Here is a 15,000-nt window from a genome sequence, read left to right as displayed (position 1 = left end):
GCCTAGTGGGCCGCATCGTCGAGACCGAGGCCTACCGGGGCAGCGACGACCCGGCGAGCCACGCCTACCGCCTCACGCCGCGCAGCCGCATCATGGCCGGTTCACCCGGGGTCGCCTACGTCTATTTCACCTACGGCAACCACTTCTGCCTGAACGTCGTGACCGAGCCGGAGGGGGTGGCCGGGGCCGTGCTGCTGCGGGCGCTGGAACCCCTCGAGGGCCTCGAGGTGATGCGCGCCCGGCGCGGGCTCAGCCCCGCCGCGCCCGCGCACCGCCTGGCCGCCGGTCCGGGCCGGCTCACCCAGGCCATGGGGATCACCCGCGCCCACAACGGCTGGGACCTGACTCGCCCGCCCCTCTACCTGGCACACGGCCGCCCCGGCGTCCTCGTGGTCGCCAGCGGCCCGCGCATCGGCATCCGCGAGGGGCGCGACCGGCCCTGGCGCTTCTCCATCGCCGGGCACCCCTGCGTCTCCCGGGCCTGAGCGGCCCGCCCCGGCGCCATGGACCTGGCCCTCTACCTCGCCCAGCAGCTCGTGAACGCCGTGACCCTCGGCTCGGTCTACGCGCTCAGCGCCATCGGCCTCTCGCTGGTGTACGGGGTGCTCCGCCTGATCAACTTCGCCCACGGCGACCTGCTGGCCCTGGGCGCCTACGCCGCGCTGGCCCTGCTGGCCGCGCCCCGCCTGCCCCTCGGGGCGGCGCTGCTCCTCCCCGTCGCCCTCGTCGGTGCGGTCGGCCTGGCCGTCGAGCGCGTCGCCTACCGTCCCATCCGCCGCGCCCCGGAGGTGAACGCCCTCATCGTCAGCCTGGCCCTCTCGGTCATCGTCCAGAACCTGCTGGTGATGACGCTGACCGCGCAGCCGCGCCCCTTCCACCTGCCCCCGCAGCTCGCGGGGCTCCTCCTCCTGGGCGGGGTCGTCGTCAGCCGCATGGCCCTGTTCACCACCGCGCTGGCGGTCGGCCTCATGACCGCGCTGCACCTCATGATCCGCCGCACCCGCGTCGGGACGGCCATCCGGGCCACCGCCGAGGACCGTGACGCCGCCGAGCTCATGGGGATCCCCACCGACCGGGTCATCGGGTTCACCTTCGCGCTGGGCGCGGCGCTGGGCGGCTTCGCCGGCGTCATGCTGGGCGGACAGTACGGGCGCATCGACCCCTTCATGGGCTTCCTGCCCGGGCTGAAGGCCTTCGTGGCTGCTGTCCTCGGCGGGCTCGGCAGCGTCCCGGGCGCCATCCTGGGCGGGTACCTCCTCGGCTTCGGGGAGATCCTCTTCGTCGGGCTGCTCCCGCCGGCGCTCTCCGGTTACCGCGACGCCTTCGTCTTCACGCTGCTCATCCTGATCCTGCTCCTGCGCCCCCAGGGGGTGCTGGCGGGGCGATGAGGGCGGCCGCGCTCCTGCGCGCCGGCGGGGTCGCCGCGGCGGCCGCCCTCCTGCTCCTCCTGGCGGAGCGCACCCTCAACGAGTACCACCTGCGGCTGCTCAACGTCGTGGGCATCAACGTCATCCTGGCGACCAGCCTGAACCTGACCAACGGCTTCACCGGGATCTTCTCCCTGGGGCACGCGGGCTTCATGGCCGTGGGGGCGTACGCCGGGACCTTGCTCACCTTCCCGGTCGCGCGCAAGGCCATGCTGCAGCCCGACCTGCCGCGCTGGCTGGCGCAGGTGGAGTGGCCCTTCCTCCCGGCGCTCCTGGCCGGTGGGGCGCTGGCCGCCCTGGCCGCGGTAGCGGTGGGCTGGCCGGTGCTGCGCCTGCGCGGCCACTACCTGGCGGTGGCCACCCTCGGCTTCATGGTGATCGTGCAGGTGCTGGCGACCAACCTCGACCGCTACACCCGCGGCGCGCTCGGCATCAACGGCATCCCGCCGTACACGACGCTGTGGTGGGTGGCGGCATGCATGGCCGCAACCCTCGTCGTCCTGCGGCACCTCCTGGGCAGCGGCGTGGGGCGGGCCCTGCGGGCGGTGCGGGACGACGACCTGGTGGCCCAGGCCCTCGGCATCCCGGTGGCGCGCTACCGCCTGGGGGCGCTGACGCTGGGGGCCTTCTTCGCCGGGGTAGCCGGGGTGCTGTGGGCCCACCTGATCACCGTGATCAGCCCCGGGGCCTTTTCCTTCTTGCTCACCTTCCAGATCGTGGTGATGGTAGTGGTGGGAGGGATGGGCAGTCTCAGCGGCTCGGTGGTGGCGGCGGTGCTCCTCACCCTGGTGCCGGAGGGGCTGCGCCGCCTGGAGCAGGGCGCCGTAGTGGCGGGGCTGACCATCCCGCCCCTCTTTGGGCTCAGCCAGATCGTGCTCGCCTGTGCACTGGTGCTCGTGATGATCTACCGGCCGGAGGGGTTGCTGGGGCAGGCCGAGGTGGGGTGGCGCCCCCTGCGCCACCTACGCGACCTGCGGCAGCGCCGCCTGCCGGCCCGGGAAGCCGAGGAGAGGGGTTAGAGCGGCATGCGCACCGTCGTGCTCGTCCTGGCCTTGCTGGCCGTCCTGGTGGCCGGCCCCACCTGGGGGGCCGCGCAGCCCATCCCGATCGGGGCGCTGTACGGGATCACCGGCGGCATGTCCTCCATCGACGCGCCCGGCGCCAACGGCATGCGCCTGGCGGCCAAGGAGATCAACGCCCGCGGCGGGGTGCTCGGGCGGCCCATGCGCCTGGTGGTGGAGGACGGGAAGACCGACCAGACCGTCACGACGAACGCCATGTCCCGCCTGATCAACGTGCACCGGGTGGTGGCCGTGGGCGGGCTCAACGACACCACCTTCGTGCTGGCCGCCGGGCCGATCGCCCAGAAGGCCCGCGTCCCCTTCGTCACCGCCGGCGCCACGGCCCCGCAGATCCCCGAGCAGGTGGGGGACTACATGTTCATGGCGCCCTTCGGGGACGACGCCCAGGCCTTCGTTGCGGCCGACTACGCCTACCGCACCCTCAATGCCCGCAGCGCCTGGATCCTCACCGACCAGGCCTACGACTTCACCAAGACGCTCACCCGCTTCTTCAAGGAGCGGTGGACGAAGAACGGGGGCACGGTGGCGCTCGAGGACCAGTACCGCGGCGGGGACACCGACTTCTCGGCGCAGATCACCCGCCTGCGCGCCCAGCGGCCGGCGCCCGACCTGCTCTTCGTCTCCGCCGTGCCCAACGAGGCCGGGCTGATCATCAAGCAGATCCGCCAGGCCGGCATCCGCACCCCCATCGTCAGCGGGGACGGCTTCGACACGCCGCTCATCGTCTCGGTCCCCGGGCCCGAGCTCGCCGACAACGTCCACTTCACCACCCACGCCTACGTCCAGCCGGACAGCCCCAAGCCGGAGGTGCAGGCCTTCATCAAGGTGTACCGCGCGGAGTACAACCGCAACCCGGAGAACGCCTTCGCCGCGCTGGGCTACGACACGCTCTACCTGATCGTGGACGCCATCCGCCGGGCCGGCTCGACCGATCGGGCCAAGATCCGCGACGCCCTGGCGGCCACCCGGGGCTTCAAGGGGGTCACCGGCACGATCACCTATGAAGGGGGCCGGCGGGTGCCGAAGAAGAGCGTGACGGTGATCAAGGTCACCCGGGGCAAGCTGGCGTTCGCCGCCGAGATCACCCCGTAGCGCACCGCCGCGCGGGCAGGGAGCAGACGGTGGACGAGGCAGCGCGACAGGCGCTCGTCGAGCGGGCGCGGGCCGCCGGCATCCGGCTGGTGCGCGTGACCTACTGCGACAACGCCAACCTCATCCGGGCCAAGGCCACCCCGCTGGCGGGCCTGGACGGGGTCCTCCGCTACGGGGTGGGCTTCAGCGTGGCCCAGCAGGCCCTCCCGATGCTGTACGACGCCGTCCTGCCCGATAGCGGGCTGGGGCCGGTGGGGGAGGTGTGGCTCGTTCCCGACCCGGCGACCTTCACCCCGCTCCCCTATGCGCCGCACAGCGCCATCGTGCTCGGCACCTTCCAGACCGAGGCCGGTACGCCCTGGGCGCACTGCCCCAGGGCGTGCCTGGCCCGGCAGGTGGCGCAGGCCGCCCAGGAGGGGCTGGAGGTGCGGGCCGCCTTCGAGCCGGAGTTCTACCTCCTCCGCTCGCGCGACGGGCGCTACGAGCCCGTGGACCAGACCACGTTCGCCGTGGGCTACGCCTACGACTTGGCCGCGCCGTTCCTGGCCGAGCTGGTGGAGACGCTCGAGGCGATGGGCCTGGGCGTCCACCTCCTCTACCCGGAGTCCGGGCCGGGCCAGTTCGAGGTGAGCATCCCCCACGCCCCGGCGCTGGCCGCCGCCGACCGTCACGTCCTGCTGCGGGAGGCGGTCCGCGGCGTCGCGGCCCGCCACGGACTGGCCGCCTCCTTCGCCCCCAAGCCCTTCCCCGACCGGGCCGGCAGCGGCGCCCATCTGCACCTCAGCCTGTGGCGCGACGGGCGCAACGTGACGTACGACGAGGGCGATCCCCTGCGGTTGTCGACGCTCGCCTATGCCTTCATCGCCGGCCTGCTGCACCACCTCCCTGCGCTCGCGGCGCTCACCATCCCTTCCGTGAACTCTTATCGGCGCATCCGCCCCCATTTCTGGGCGGGGGCCTTCGCGGTCTACGGACCGGAGAACCGGGAGGCGGCCGTCCGGGTCATCACCCCGCGGCGGGGACCGGACGCGATGAACATCGAGCTCAAGACGGTGGACAGCAGCGCCAACCCCTACCTGGCCCTGGCCGGGGTGCTGGCGGCCGGGCTCGACGGGGTGCGGCGCGGGCTCCACCCGGGCGAGCCGGTGGAGGTGGACCCGGCCACGCTGCCGCCGGAAGAGCGGGAGCGGCGCGGGATCCGGCCGATCCCCGCCACCCTGGGCGACGCGCTGGCCGCGCTGGCGGACGACACCGTGCTGCGCGAGGCGCTCGGGGAGCCGCTGGCCCGCTCCTACATGGCCGTGCGGCGGGGGGAGTGGGAAGCGCTGCGCAACGCCTCCGCCGAGGCCGAGGCGGAGGCGCACCTCCTCAAGTACTGAGGGTGGCCGACCTCCCCTTCGCGGGCATCCCGCTGCTGGACCACCACGCTCACGCCTTCCTGCGCCGCCAGCCGGAGGACGCGGAGGGGTTCCGCGCCTGCTTCACCGAAGGCGACCTCCCCGAGATCGTTCGCCACCACGTCCCCTACACGCTCTTCTACCGCCGCGCGGTGCGCGACCTGGCGCACTTCTTCGGCTGCGCCCCCACGGAGGAGGCGGTGCTGGCCGCCCGGGCGGCCCTGCCCTTCGAGCACCGCGCCCGGGCGCTCCTCGCCGACGCGGGGCTGGCGGCGGTGCTGCTGGACCTCGGCTACCGGCCGGAGGCGTCCCTCACGCTGGAGGAGATGCGCGGGCTCCTGCCCCTGCCGCTGCGGCCGATCCTGCGCGTCGAGACGGTGGCGGAGCGGCTCGTCCCGGACGCTCCCGACTGGCCGGCGCTGGAGGAGGCCTTCGATGCGGCCCTGCACCAGGCCGCGGACGAGGTGGTGGCCTTCAAGTCGATCATCGCCTACCGCTGCGGGCTGCAGGTGCGGTCGTGGCCGGCCGACGCGCGGGACGCCGCCCTGGCAGAGACGCGCGTGGCGTTCGCCGCCGGTCGGCGGCGCCTGGTCGCCCAGCCCGTGCTCGACACGCTCTTCCTGCGCACGCTGGCGGTGGCGGCCGAGCGGCGGCTGCCGGTTCAGGTCCACACCGGCTTCGGGGACCGCGACCTGGACCTGCGCCTGGCCAACCCGCTCCACCTGCGCCCGGTGCTGGAGGACGCCCGCTTCGCGCAGGTTCCCCTGGTGCTGCTGCACGCCCACCCGTACGTCGCCGAGGCGGCCTGGCTCGCTGCGGTCTACCCGCAGGTCTACCTGGACCTCTCGCTGACGGTCCCGTTCCTGGCCCACCGCGCCGCCCCGGCTATCGCCGAGGCGCTCGGGCTGGCGCCGGCGAGCAAGGTGATGCTGGCCACCGACGCCTTCTCCCTCCCCGAGCTGTACTGGGTGGCCGCACGTCACCTGCGCGAGGCCCTGGCCCGAGCACTGGACGAGGCGACGGGGGCGGGCTTCCTGGACGCGGACCGGGAGGAGGTGGCCCGCCTCCTGCTGCACGACAACGCCGCCCGGGTGTATCGTGTGAGCCGTGAGTGACGGACGGCCGCGCGTCGGCATCACCTGGTCCACCGGTTCGGCGGAGGCTCTGGCCTGGTACCGCGAGGCCGTGGCGGCCGGCGGCGGCGTACCGGTCGTGCTGCGCGTGGGAGAGGCCTCCCCCGCGGACGTGGACGAGGTGGAGGCCCTGGTGCTGGCCGGCGGCGGCGACATCGACCCGCGGCGCTACGGACAGGAAGTCGACCCCCGCGTGGCCGACACCCTGGAGGTGGACGAGCCGCGCGACGCCTTCGAGCTGGCGGTGGTGGCGCGCGCGCTCGACCGCGACCTGCCGGTGCTGGGGATCTGCCGCGGCGTGCAGCTCATCAACGTGGCCCTCGGCGGGACGCTGGTGCAGGACCTCTCCCTGCTCGGCGTGGAGCGGGGGCGGCACAACCAGCGCGGGCGGCTGCAGATGTGGGAGGCCGCGCACGACGTGCGCGTCGCGGGGCACTCCGCGCTACGCCGGCTGCTGGGGGAGACGGTGGTGCCGGTGAACTCCTTCCACCACCAGGCGGTCGAGCGCCCGGCGCCGGAGCTGGCGGTGGTGGCGGAGGCGTTCGACGGGGTGGTCGAGGCGGTCGAGCACCCCGAGCGGCGCTTCCTGGTGGGCGTGCAGTGGCACCCGGAGCGCATGGTGCGCCACGCCCCGGCGCAGCGGCGGCTCTTCGAGGCGCTCGTCGCCGCGGCCACCGAATCCCGCGGCCGCTAATCCGCCCCCTGGCCCGGTGCCGCCGCTTTGGGCACGGCGCTACGGCTGCACCGCCCGGGGACACCCCACAGCCTGGAGGCGCGCGAGCGCCTGCCGCGCCTCCGGCCGGCCCGGCTCGAGCTGCAGGACGCGTTCCCACTGTTGCTGTGCGGCCGCGGCATCGCCCAGCAGGCAGCAGACGCGGGCCAACTGGAGGCGCGCCTCCACCGCCAGCGGGACGATCACGTCGACGTTGATGTCCACAGCCTCCTCCAGGACCTGCCGGGCCTCAGCCAGGCGCCCGACCGTCATGTAGAGTCCTGCCAGCGCCAGGCGGAAGCGCACGCGCTCCTCCCGCAGGACCGCGGCGGCGATGCGGTATCGCTCATCGTAGAGGGCGATGAGGTGCCGGTAGTGGAGGATCTCCGCCTCGACCGGGCGCCCCAGGCGCCGGTAGACCTCCTGGAGGGCCTCCAGGGCTTCGACATCGAGCGGACGCAGGTCGAAGAGGCGCTGCAGGACGCGCCGCGCGCGCTCCAGCTCGCCGCGCTGCAGGAAGGCGATGCCGACCTGGCGGAAGCGGTCGAGGGTCCCCGCGTCGTAGTAGCCCAGGGCGATGGTGTGGGTGTACTCGACCTCGGCCCGGTCCAGGTCCCCCTGGGCCAGGTACGCGTCGGCCAGGCCCTGGTGGATTGGGGTCTGCAACCCGTGTGCGGCTACACGGGCGTACAGCTCGCGGGCCTCCTGGAGGAGGCCCTTGCGGACATACGCGATCCCCAGGTAGTCGAGGACGAGGACGCTGGCGGGGGCGATCTCGGCGGCCGTGCGGAAGGCCTCCATCGCCGCATCCACCTGCCCCGCCTCCAGCAGGCACCGGCCCAGGGCGATCCAGTCGTACTCGTCCGCGCCGGAGGCGGAGGCATCCCGACGCTCCTGGGCGCATGGCTCCTGGGCGGCGAGGCGCTGGGCGGCCTGCGGGTGGAGCACGGCCGCAGCGAGGAGCGCGATTAGGATCGGCGGAGGGATGTGGAGGCGGAAGCGCACCGCGCCCACCCCCTGCAGGGATCCTGACCCTATAATAATGAGAATGCGGGTATGCGTGATCTTCCTCGATGGCGTCGGGGTGGGCGACGACGACCCGGCCCACAACCCGCTGGTCGCCGTCCCGACACCGGCCATCACCGGCCTGCTCGGCCATCCTTTGGCGAACGGATCCAGGACCGGGGATCGCTCCGCACCCGGGCTGGTGCTGGCGCAGGCCGACGCCACGCTCGGGGTCCCCGGCCTCCCGCAGAGCGCCACGGGCCAGACCGCGCTGCTCACGGGCCTGAATGCGGCGGCGCTGGTGGGCCGCCACGTCACCGCGCATCCCACCGCGGCGCTGCGCGCCCTGCTGGCGGAGCAGAGCCTCCTGGTGCGTGCCCGCGCGGCCGGGCGGGGCGTGGCGCTGGCCAACGCCTACACCCCCGAGTACCACGCCGGCATCGCCGCCGGGCGCCTGCGCCACGGCGCCTTCACCGTGGCGGCGCTGGGGGCGGCGGTGCCGCTGCGGACCGTGGACGACCTGCGCCGCGGGGAGGCGGTCTTCCACGACCTCACCAACGGACGGCCCCGCGGGTGGGGGCACGACCTGCCGCTGCGCACCCCCGCGGAGGCCGGTGCGGTCCTGGCCGGTATCGCCGCCGGTCACGACCTGACCGTCTTCGAGTTCTTCCTGAGCGACCTGGCCGCGCACGGACGCATCCCTGAGGACGTCCCCACGGTGGTCCGGCTGATCGACGGTCTGCTGGCCGGCGTCCTGGCTGCGCGGCCGGCGGACCTGACCGTGCTGGTGACGAGCGACCACGGCAACCTGGAGGACGGGCGCACCCGGCGGCATACCCGCAACCCCGTCCCCGTGCTGGCGATCGGCCCCGCCGCGCGGACGTTTGCGGGGGTGGCGGCGATCACGGACATCGCGCCGGCCGTGCTGCGCGCGCTGGGGGTGGGCGACGGCCCGCCCGGGGAACCCCACCGCGCCGCGGTGGGCGGTCCGCGCAGCGCGGCGCCGTCGTCGAGGTGGACGCCGGGCGGGATGTCCGGGTGAGGCGGGCCGGAGCGATGGACGAGCGCACGCTGCGCGTCCTCGAGTACGTCACGGTGCGGGCACTGCTGGCCGAGCGCACCGTCACCCCCATGGGGCGCGAAGCGGCGGAGGCGCTCCTCCCGACCGCGGACCTGGAGCTGGCCCGCTCGCGCCAGGCGGAGACCAGCGAGGCCGTCGCCCTGCTGCGCGGCGGCGAGGTGCCGCTGCGCGGGGCGGGGGACCTGCGTCCGCTGGTCCACCACGCCGCCATCGGCGGGGTGCTCGAGCCGGCCGAGCTGCTCCTGGTCGCCCGCACCCTCCAGGTGGTCCGCCGCCTGCGCGGGCACCTGGAGGCGCGCCGCCAGAGCGCGCCGCGGCTGGCCCAGGTGGCGGCAGGCCTGGTGCCCCTGCCGGACCTGGAGGCAGCGATCGCGCAGGTGCTGGACGAGGAGGGGCAGGTGCGCGACGATGCCAGCCCCGCCCTCGCTCGCCTCCGCGCCGACCTGCGGACGGTGGAGCGGCGCATCCGGGAGCGGCTGATGGAGATCCTCCGCCACCCCGCCTACGCGCGCATGCTGCAGGAGCCGCTCATCACGGTGCGCGGCGACCGCTTCGTGGTCCCGGTCAAGGTGGAGGCGCGGGCGCAGTTCCCCGGGCTGGTACACGACCAGTCCAGCAGCGGGGCGACGGTCTTCATGGAGCCGCTCGCGGTCGTCGCGCTGGGCAACCGGCGCCGCGAGCTGGAGGCCATGGAGCGCGCCGAGGTCCGGCGCCTGCTGCAGGCGCTCTCGCGCCGCGTGGCCGAGGCGGCGGAGCCCATGGCAGCCACGCTGACGGCGCTGGGGGCGGTGGACCTGGCGCTGGCCCGCGCGGCGCTCAGCGAGGCGTGGGAGGCCACGGAGCCGCGCCTGGTCGCCGACGGCCCGCTGGAGTTGCGCCGGGCCCGCCACCCGCTGCTCCTCCACCACCTGGGCCGCGAGCGGGTCGTCCCCATCGACGTCACGCTCGGCGGCGCCTTCCGCACGCTCGTGGTCACCGGCCCCAACACCGGGGGCAAGACCGTGACCCTGAAGACCGTGGGCCTGCTGACGCTGATGGCGCAATCGGGGCTGCACATCCCGGCGGCACCGGGCTCGGCCGTGCGCGTCTTCCCCCAGGTCTTCGCCGACATCGGGGACGAGCAGTCCATCGCGCAGAGCCTCTCCACCTTCTCCTCCCACCTGCGCAGCATCGTCGCCATCCTGGGAGCGCTGGCGCCGCCGGCCCTCGTCCTCCTCGACGAGATCGGGGCGGGCACCGACCCGACGGAGGGGGCGGCGCTGGCCCGGGCGATCATCGAGACGCTGCACGAGCGCGGGGCCTGGACCATCGTCACCACGCACTACAGCGAGCTGAAGACCCTGGCCCACCAGCTGCCCGGGGTGGAGAACGCCTCGGTGGAGTTCGACCCGGAGACGCTGCGCCCGACCTACCGCCTGCTCACGGGACAACCGGGGCGCAGCAACGCCTTCATCATCGCCGCCCGGCTGGGACTCCCTGCGGCGGTCGTGGAGCGCGCCCGGGGGTACCTGTCGCGGGACCAGGTGCGGGTCGACGAGCTGCTGGCCGAACTGACCCACAACCGGGCTCGGGCCGAGCGCGACCGGGAGGAGGCCGAGCGGCTGCGGGCCGAGGCCGGCGCGCTGCGCGAGCGGTTCGCGGCGGAGGTGGCCCGCCTGGAAGCGGCGCGCGCCGAGGTGCTGCGACGAGCCCGGCGGGAGGTCGAGGAAGCGGTGCGGCAGGCGCGGCGCGAAGTGGCAGCCCTGCTGGAAGAGGCCCGCGGCCGCCGCACCCCGGAGGCCGCTCGGGACGCGCGCCGGCGCCTGGAGGCGCTGGCGGCCGCCTGGGCAGAACGGTTGGGGGGCGAAGCGGAGGCGGCGGGCGAGGCGCCGCAGCAGGTGGAGGTGGGGCAGACGGTGCTGGTCGCCGGCCTGGGGCAGACGGGCCGGGTCGTGGCTGCGACCAACGACCGGGGCGAGGTCGAGGTGGAGGTGGGCCGGGTGCGGTTGCGCGTGCCGCTGGCGGGCCTGCGCCTGAGCCGAGCAGGAGCGGCGGCCACCGCGCCAGGTGCGCCGGCCGGCCCCCGCACCGAGACGGCCGCGCGCGTGGCGCCCGTACTCGAGACGCCGGCCAGCGCGCTGTCCCTGCGCGGCCTGACCGTCGACGACGCGCTCCTGGAGGTGGACCGCTACCTGGACGCCGCCGTCCTGGCCGGGCTGCCCCGCGTGACGCTCATCCACGGAAAGGGCACAGGGGTGCTGCGGCGCGCCGTCCAGGACTTCCTCCGCGGCCACCCGCACGTGCGGACCTACCGTCCCGGCGCGCCCGGCGAGGGCGGCGAGGGCGTGACGGTAGTGGAGCTCGATGTCTAGCGCGGGGTTCACGGCGCTCCTGCGCGTGGAGATGCTGCCGGTTCTGAGCCGGCTGCCGGCCTACTCCCGCCTGGCCTGGGCGGTGGTGCGCGACCCGCAGGTGGCGCCGGCGCCCAAGGCCCTGGTCTTCGGCGGCGTGGCCTACCTGTTGTCGCCCCTGGACCTCATCCCCGGTTTCATCCCGGTGCTGGGGCAGCTGGACGACCTGGCGGTGGCGCTGTGGTCGCTGCGGACCGCCCTCCGCGCCGCGCCCGCCGAGGTGGTAGAAGGCCACCTGGCGCGGCAGGGGCTCTCCTGGGAGGTGCTCGACGCGGACCTGGCGCGCGTCGGCCGCTCGGGACGGCTGGTCACCCGCACGGCGCTGCGGGCCGGGGGTCGGGCCGTAGCCAGCCTGGGACGGGGCGTCTGGCGGCTGGGCCGCCGGCTGGTGGGGTGAGGGCACCATGCCTGCGGGGCTCCACGCGTTCGGCGCCCACGTGGTCCCGGAGGACCGGGCCGACACGGAGGAGGTCCTGGGGCGGCTGAAGGAACTCCTCCTGGAGGAGTTCGACCTGACCCACACCACGCTCCAGCTGGAGCGGCACGGCTTTGTCGAGGTGCGAGGGCACGTATGAGCACGACCCGCTTGAGTCCCGAAGCCCAGCTCGAGCTCCTGCGCCGCGGGGCGGTGGAGATCATCACCGAGGAGGACCTGCTGGCCAAGCTGCGCGAGGGGCGGCCGCTGCGGGTGAAGCTCGGGCTGGACCCCACCGCCCCTCACCTGCACCTCGGCTTCGCCGTCGTCCTGCGCAAGCTGCGCCAGTTCCAGGACCTGGGGCACGAGGCCATCCTGGTCATCGGCGACGGGACGGCCCTCATCGGGGACCCCTCGGAGCGCAAGCGCACCCGCCCCATGCTCACGCGGGAGGAGATCGCCCGCAACGCCGAGACCTACCGCCAGCAGTACGGCGTGATCCTCGACCCCGCCCGCACCCGCGTCGTCTTCAACAGCACCTGGCTGCTGCCGCTGACGCTCGCGGATATCATCGGGCTGACCTCCAAGGTCACCGTGGCCCGCGTCCTGGAGCGGGATGACTTCCAGGCCCGCCTGCGCGAGGGCGTACCCGTCTTCCTGCACGAGCTGCTCTACCCGCTGGCGCAGGCCTACGACTCGGTGATGGTCCAGGCCGACGTGGAGCTGGGCGGGACCGACCAGAAGTTCAACAACCTGATGGGGCGCGACCTGCAGCGCGAGTTCGGCCAGCCGCCGCAGGTGGTGCTGCTCACCCCGCTGCTGGTGGGCACCGACGGCGTGGAGAAGATGAGCAAGTCGCTGGGCAACTACATCGGCATCACCGAGCCCCCGGCGGAGATGTACGGCAAGGTGATGTCCATCCCCGACCGGGTCATGCCCGACTACTTCACCTACGCCACCGACCTGCCCCCCGAGGAGGTGGCGGCCATCCTGCGCGACCTGGCGGCGGGGACGCTCCACCCGCGCGACGCCAAGCGGCGCCTGGCGCGGGAGATCGTCGCCATGTGGCACGGGCGGGAGGCGGCCGAGGCGGCGGAGCGGGCCTTCGACGAGGTCTTCGTGGCCGGGGGCCTCCCCGAGGAGATCCCGGAGGTGCGCCTGGCGGCGCCCGGCGGACCGGATGCGGTGGCCCACGTGGTGCGGCGGCGGGTGGTCCCGCTCCTCGTGGAGGTGGGGCTGGCCCGCAGCCACAGCGAGGCGCGCCGGCTGGTGGTGCAGGGCGGGGTGGCGGTGGACGGCCAGCGCGTGACCGAACCCGAGGCCGAGGTGGCCGTCTACGACGGCGCCGTGCTGCGCGTGGGGAAGCGCCGCTTCGTGCGCGTGCGCCTGGTGGAGGGCTGAGGGCGAGAAGGCGATGACGACGCCGCCGACGCCCGATCCGGTCGAGCCCCTGCGCCGTGAGGTCCTGGCGGCGGTGGACGAGGCCGCCGGGGAGCTGTGGGCGCTCGCCCTCGACATCCACGCCCACCCCGAGGTGGCCTTCCAGGAGCACCACGCCGCCGAGGTCCTCACCGCCGCCCTGGCCCGGCACGGCTTCCGCATCACCCGGCCCGTGGCGGACCTCGCCACCGCCTTCCGCGCCGAAGTCGGTGGCGACCGCCCCGGCCCCACCGTGGCTTTCCTGGCCGAGTACGACGCCCTGCCGGAGATCGGCCACGCCTGCGGCCACAACCTCATCTGCACCATGGCGCTCGGCGCGGGCATCGGCCTGCGGCGGGTCGCCGACCGCCTGCCCGGGCGCGTCCTCGTGCTGGGCACGCCCGCCGAGGAGGGCGGCGGGGGCAAGGTGCTGATGCTGCAACGGGGGGCTTTCGCCGGGGTGGACGCCGCCCTCATGGTCCACCCGGCCGGCGTGACGCTGCCGGCGCGCGGGTCGCTGGCCTCCAACCGGCTCAAGGTGCGCTACCTGGGCCGGGCCGCCCACGCCGCCTCGGCGCCCTTCGAGGGGGTCAACGCCCTGGACGCCCTCATCCTGCTGTTCGCGGCCGTTGGGCTGCTGCGCCAGCAGCTGCGCGACGACGCCCGCATCCACGGGATCATCACCTACGGTGGGTCGGCGGTGAACGTCATCCCCGACCGGGCCGAGGCCGTCTTCTCGGTGCGCGCCGCCGACGGCGAGTACGCGCAGGAGGCCATGGCGAAGGTCGTCAACTGTGCCCAGGCGGCGGCGCAGGCCACGGGGGCGACGCTGGAGTACGAGATCGTGCCCGGCTACGCGGCCATCCGGCCGAACCGTCCGCTGGCGGAGGCCTTCGCCCGCCACCTGGAGGCGCTGGGCTGGCCGATCGACCCGGCCCCGGAGCGGCCGCGCATGGGCTCCACCGACATGGGCAACGTGAGCGTGGCCCTGCCCGCCATCCACCCCTACATCGCCATCGGGCCGGCGGAGCTGAAGGGGCACACGGTGGAGTTCCAGGAGGCCGCGGTCTCGCCGAAGGCCCGGGAGGCGCTGGTGGCGGCGGCGAAGGCGATGGCGCTCGTAGGCCTCGACCTCCTCACCGACCCGGCCTTCCTGGAGGCGGTGCGGGCGGACTTCGCCGCAGGCGCCCTGCCGGGGATGGCGGCGGGCGGCGCGTCGCCTTGACCGCTCTCCCCGGGGTGCCTACGATAGGGGTGTGACAGGTGACGTCGGCCGCCCGGCCGGCGTTTGCCGTCTGCGCGGGCCCTTAGCTCAGGTGGTGAGAGCGCACCCCTGATAAGGGTGAGGTCCGTGGTTCGAGTCCACGAGGGCCCACCACTCTTCCCTAGCTCTCCAGGCCGTCCAGACGGCCTCAAGATTCTTAGCCTTTCACAGACTTGTCAGGGGATTTCCTCGGTGTCTTCCTAATAGTCACCCTTACCTTCCTAGCCTGATGCCATTGTTCCTTGGGCACTAAGGAGTGGGAACCTCGTTGTCCCAATTTGTCTTGAAATGCCCCGACACAAGAACGGCACAGACGATAGAGAGCTAATCAAGTAGCCACTCCTTTGAGGAGAGATGCAATGCGGCGATCATTCGCAATCATTTTCATAGTTTCAAGTAGTCTTCTTCTCGTCCCTTCCGTGGCGACTCCTAAGAAGGTTTGGGCGGACGAACCCGGCTGGTATGAAAACTATCTACTTCAAGTGAGTCAATACCAAAGTTCGTTGAGATTCGGGAAGGCGCCGGCATGATCACGCCGCTGTCACCTCCCGCCCCATGGCTCGCTGTAGGGCTCGCCGGAGTT

The 15,000-nt window shown here is 73.8% G+C and carries 14 protein-coding genes and 1 tRNA gene; 14 read left to right on the top strand and 1 reads right to left on the bottom strand.

Features of this window, described 5'->3' with window-relative positions; genetic code table 11:
- The 7 genes from RB146_13150 to RB146_13120 all read left to right on the top strand — a co-directional run.
- A partial coding sequence (locus RB146_13150) for a DNA-3-methyladenine glycosylase (GenBank protein MDQ7829913.1) occupies nt 1-485 on the top strand: 485 nt, incomplete at its 5' end.
- Nucleotides 486-503: 18 nt separating this feature from the next.
- Nucleotides 504-1,388 carry a branched-chain amino acid ABC transporter permease gene (locus RB146_13145; GenBank protein ID MDQ7829912.1) on the top strand — a complete coding sequence of 295 codons (885 nt, stop codon included), beginning with the start codon at nt 504-506 and terminating at the stop codon, nt 1,386-1,388.
- A complete protein-coding gene (locus tag RB146_13140; protein MDQ7829911.1) occupies nt 1,385-2,446 on the top strand; it encodes a branched-chain amino acid ABC transporter permease in 1,062 nt (353 codons plus the stop codon). The genes RB146_13145 and RB146_13140 overlap by 4 nt, the downstream gene beginning before the upstream one ends.
- A gap of 6 nt (nt 2,447-2,452) precedes the next feature.
- Nucleotides 2,453-3,601, top strand: a complete 1,149-nt coding sequence (locus tag RB146_13135) for an ABC transporter substrate-binding protein (protein ID MDQ7829910.1) — start codon at nt 2,453-2,455, stop codon at nt 3,599-3,601.
- 29 nt (nt 3,602-3,630) lie between these two features.
- Nucleotides 3,631-4,980 (top strand): glutamine synthetase family protein, encoded by a 1,350-nt coding sequence (locus RB146_13130; GenBank protein MDQ7829909.1) that lies wholly within the window; start codon nt 3,631-3,633, stop codon nt 4,978-4,980.
- A 2-nt stretch (nt 4,981-4,982) separates the two neighbouring features.
- The gene (locus RB146_13125; protein ID MDQ7829908.1) at nt 4,983-6,113 is read left to right on the top strand and encodes an amidohydrolase family protein; all 1,131 of its coding nucleotides are present in this window, start codon (nt 4,983-4,985) and stop codon (nt 6,111-6,113) included.
- Complete coding sequence (locus RB146_13120; protein ID MDQ7829907.1) at nt 6,106-6,825, top strand: gamma-glutamyl-gamma-aminobutyrate hydrolase family protein; 720 nt, start codon at nt 6,106-6,108, stop codon at nt 6,823-6,825. Before RB146_13125 ends, RB146_13120 begins: the two co-directional genes overlap by 8 nt.
- Before the next feature lie 39 nt (nt 6,826-6,864).
- Here RB146_13120 and RB146_13115 read toward each other — a convergent pair whose 3' ends face one another.
- Entirely contained in the window at nt 6,865-7,857 is a 993-nt protein-coding gene (locus tag RB146_13115) for a tetratricopeptide repeat protein (protein ID MDQ7829906.1), read from the bottom strand.
- Between the two features lie 46 nt (nt 7,858-7,903).
- Between RB146_13115 and RB146_13110 the strand changes: the two genes are divergently transcribed.
- The 7 genes from RB146_13110 (at nt 7,904) to RB146_13080 (ending at nt 14,531) form a co-directional block, all read left to right on the top strand.
- On the top strand, nt 7,904-8,890 hold the full coding sequence (locus RB146_13110; protein MDQ7829905.1) for a hypothetical protein: 987 nt from the start codon (nt 7,904-7,906) through the stop codon (nt 8,888-8,890).
- Nucleotides 8,887-11,280: an endonuclease MutS2 gene (locus RB146_13105; protein MDQ7829904.1), complete on the top strand. Its 2,394-nt coding sequence runs from the start codon at nt 8,887-8,889 to the stop codon at nt 11,278-11,280. The genes RB146_13110 and RB146_13105 overlap by 4 nt, the downstream gene beginning before the upstream one ends.
- Nucleotides 11,273-11,716, top strand: coding sequence for a YkvA family protein (locus tag RB146_13100; protein MDQ7829903.1), 444 nt, complete (start codon nt 11,273-11,275; stop codon nt 11,714-11,716). The genes RB146_13105 and RB146_13100 overlap by 8 nt, the downstream gene beginning before the upstream one ends.
- Nucleotides 11,717-11,723: 7 nt before the next feature.
- On the top strand, nt 11,724-11,894 hold the full coding sequence (locus RB146_13095; GenBank protein MDQ7829902.1) for a hypothetical protein: 171 nt from the start codon (nt 11,724-11,726) through the stop codon (nt 11,892-11,894).
- On the top strand, nt 11,891-13,135 hold the full coding sequence (gene tyrS, locus RB146_13090; protein MDQ7829901.1) for a tyrosine--tRNA ligase: 1,245 nt from the start codon (nt 11,891-11,893) through the stop codon (nt 13,133-13,135). The genes RB146_13095 and tyrS overlap by 4 nt, the downstream gene beginning before the upstream one ends.
- Nucleotides 13,136-13,148: 13 nt before the next feature.
- Nucleotides 13,149-14,378: a M20 family metallopeptidase gene (locus RB146_13085; protein MDQ7829900.1), complete on the top strand. Its 1,230-nt coding sequence runs from the start codon at nt 13,149-13,151 to the stop codon at nt 14,376-14,378.
- A 76-nt stretch (nt 14,379-14,454) separates the two neighbouring features.
- Nucleotides 14,455-14,531, top strand: a tRNA-Ile gene (locus RB146_13080).
- Nucleotides 14,532-15,000 lie beyond the last annotated feature (469 nt).

Source organism: Armatimonadota bacterium (assembly GCA_031081585.1).
Taxonomy (GTDB): domain Bacteria; phylum Sysuimicrobiota; class Sysuimicrobiia; order Sysuimicrobiales; family Humicultoraceae; genus Geohabitans; species Geohabitans tengchongensis.
The sequence above is the reverse complement of the archived record's forward strand: the minus strand, read 5'-3'. Positions and strand labels throughout refer to the sequence as shown.